This window comes from Halonotius pteroides (genome assembly GCF_003605635.1).
Taxonomy (GTDB): Archaea; Halobacteriota; Halobacteria; order Halobacteriales; family Haloferacaceae; genus Halonotius; species Halonotius pteroides.
On sequence record NZ_QMDW01000050.1, the window covers coordinates 1 to 2,853 of the forward strand.

The 2,853-nt window shown below is 52.6% G+C and carries 2 protein-coding genes and 1 pseudogene; all 3 read right to left on the reverse strand.

Features of this window, described 5'->3' with window-relative positions; translation table 11 throughout:
• Nucleotides 1–49: 49 nt before the first annotated feature.
• Nucleotides 50–484, reverse strand: a complete 435-nt coding sequence (locus tag DP106_RS15635) for a hypothetical protein (RefSeq protein ID WP_133305184.1) — start codon at nucleotides 482–484, stop codon at nucleotides 50–52.
• Between the two features lie 414 nt (nucleotides 485–898).
• Nucleotides 899–1,141: pseudogene (locus tag DP106_RS14895) on the reverse strand (hypothetical protein); the annotation flags it as partial.
• A 67-nt stretch (nucleotides 1,142–1,208) separates the two neighbouring features.
• Nucleotides 1,209–2,645 carry an IS66 family transposase gene (gene tnpC, locus DP106_RS14900; RefSeq protein ID WP_120086587.1) on the reverse strand — a complete coding sequence of 479 codons (1,437 nt, stop codon included), beginning with the start codon at nucleotides 2,643–2,645 and terminating at the stop codon, nucleotides 1,209–1,211.
• Nucleotides 2,646–2,853 lie beyond the last annotated feature (208 nt).

The window sequence follows — 2,853 nt, forward strand, 5'->3', positions numbered from 1 at the left end:
TTGCACTGAAGCTCAATTCACCCGAAGATTGGTTCGAGAAACTCCTATGTTACAACGTATCGGGATGAGCGACGATCTCGACACCAAACCGCCCCGGAATATTCTCTTTGACTGCAATCGCAGTGTACAACGTAGAAATTTCAAGATCACTTGATTTGAGTTCCTCCCACGTTTGAATTGTGTCGAGTGCCTCGAGTAGAATATCTTTGTCGTAGAGGGGGGATGCTGGATCGCGGGGGTGACCACGAATGAGATATTCTTGCTGATAATGACCAGGATGGGTAACGACCTCAGCAGTCTTGATCGGAGAATACGCATGAAACAGGGACTTAATCACATCAGAGAGGAGCCCTCCGCGTGGTTTATGTATCTTAACCTCCGGATCGGTTGCTCCAGGGAAGATAATTCGAACCCACTGGCCTGTACCAAGTGGGGTTGGGAATTTACCACTGTGCTCTGTATCTTGATTCGTGTTTACCAACATACATTCATCAGCCTCTTTGCATGATCAGAAGAAATATTAATAACCGAGCGATTGAAATCTGATCTTGTGATTTCATCATCTTCTTATAGTACATACGCAACTGATATATCGGATGCATATAGTATTTAGTGTTGTAGTTGGGTTTGTGATATGTAGATTTTATGCTAGTTCGTGTCTTTTGCCGGCGAAAATTGTCATTAAATGTAGTAGCACTAGTATAATAGGCAGTTACTATGCGGCACCAACGATAACATGCACTGATTAGAAAATTCGCTTTACGGGAGTAGGTTATTGGTACCCTTTACCGACTTATAATAATAACAAGCACCTACCCATGAGAAAGATATGGGTTTACGAGGCTACATTTGGAACCAGATAGAAACAAATATAATCAATTCTATATAATGTAGAGAACTATCTAATTAATAAACACATCAACGATAAGAAGTGAACTACCCCACCCCACTCGCTCACGGCGTTAGCCGTTCGCTCCTTGAGGGTAGGGCTTCCTGCTTCCACGACGCGCTTTGCAGACACGGATGTATCCACAGGGAGCGCAGTCTCCACAGGCATTTCTTCGGAGTATCCCACTCCTAGCTGGTCGTATCCGCGAGAAATGATATTGATCGCTGCGTTCACGTCCCGATCCGCTTCAAACGGCCGTGTTTAATCGCCTGAAGGGATCGGAATCTCCTGTTCTGCAGCCTTCTTGATGTGTATGCGTTTACCCCGAGGACGCAACAGCGGGTACGGTCTGAGCTCGTGAAATCATCTCGTTGTTCCGGGCAACTCGCTTGAACTCGTCGTAGGGATTGCGTCCCTGCTGGCGGCACGTCGCCAGCAGGGACAGCAGCGTCTCGTGCACAAACATGCCGCGGTCGTTGCGGAGCGTTCCGATTATCTTCCGGAGAACCACCGGCTCACGAAGCGAATTTTCAGCGGCGTTGTTCGTTGGGGAGACCGCTGGCTCACCGATGAAGGTGAGCCAGTGGTCGAGACCTCCTTCGATCTTGCCCAGTAGTGTTGCCACTGGTCCGTCGGGAACTGACCGTTCTATCAGCGACTCAAGCTCTCTCCACGCCACACGTTGGAGTTCTGCTCGCTCACGGACTGTCAAGTCGCTCTCCAGCCTGGTCTGGAGAGCGACGTACAGCTGTTTGAGGGCACGGTAGATCGGTTCGCCTTCTGCCTGTTTCTCAGCGGCGTCTTCAGCCTCCCGTAGAATATGCGCCCAACACCGCTGGAGGTTGCTGCTGAAAGCCGGATACGCCGTCCACCCATCACAGACGACCGTTCCCGTGAAGTCCTCGCCGAGGACTTCCGCGGGAACATCACTTCCTCGACTCTCTCTGACCGCGTACAGCGTATGTTCCTCGGTGGTGAACGTCCAGATCCATGCCTGTTCGCCGTCGCGTTTGATTCCAGTCTCGTCGACGTGGACAACGTCGGCTTGCTGGATCTGACGGCGAATCTGCTCGTATTCACAGCGACCGGCGCGCGCAGCGCGCTCGGTCGCGTGCCACGCGGACGCGCCTGACAGCTCCAGTCCGTGGAGTTGTTCGAAGCGGTCGCCAATCTTCCGGTAGGGAAGGCGGTGATCGTACCGAGAGAGCGCCGCCTGTGCGATGACATTCACCCCGAATTGCCCCTCATCGGGGCATTCGGGGTGTGAGGCGACAGTCTCGGTACCACAGGAGTGGCACTCGTAGTAGTGGCGGTTGTACTGTGTGACCTCCGGTGGCTGTGGATCTGGGAGTTCCTCGACGAGTCGGGGGCTGACGCCCGCCGACTCGCCGAACGCTTCACCACAGTCTGGACAGCAGTCACAGGTAACCTCGATTTCTCGATCAGGGTCAGGAGCGTCGCGCCATTCCGGGTCATGTCCGGACTTTCGGCCAAGCGTGCCACCGTCAGTACGTGGTTGTCCGTCGTCCTCGTCCGGTGGGGACGAGGACGACTCCTCTTGGTCAGATTGATTTTTGCTCGGTGGTGTATGAGGTCCCTCGTACCACCGAAGTTTGGCTCTGAGACGCTTGTTCTCTTTACGGAGTTGCTGATTTTCTTGCTTGAGCTCTTCATTCTCCTGCTCAAGTTCATCAACGCGATTTTCGAGATCAGTGATCCGCTCAAGCAGTTGCTCTACTTTCTCGTCAGTGACCATCACAACACACCTCAGCCAGTGCAGACGACACGGGACGGTCTCCGGCAGGGAGACCGTCCCTCAGAAAATACCCTGTCGTCTGCATTGCTCTACTGCGAGGTCAAGAGCAACTTACGAGAGAGTGGCGAAATCGTTCTGGGAGTAAACACGTACCTTGATGTTATACACTGCACACATCAGCGCAAGCTCACGAAATTCTCGATACCAG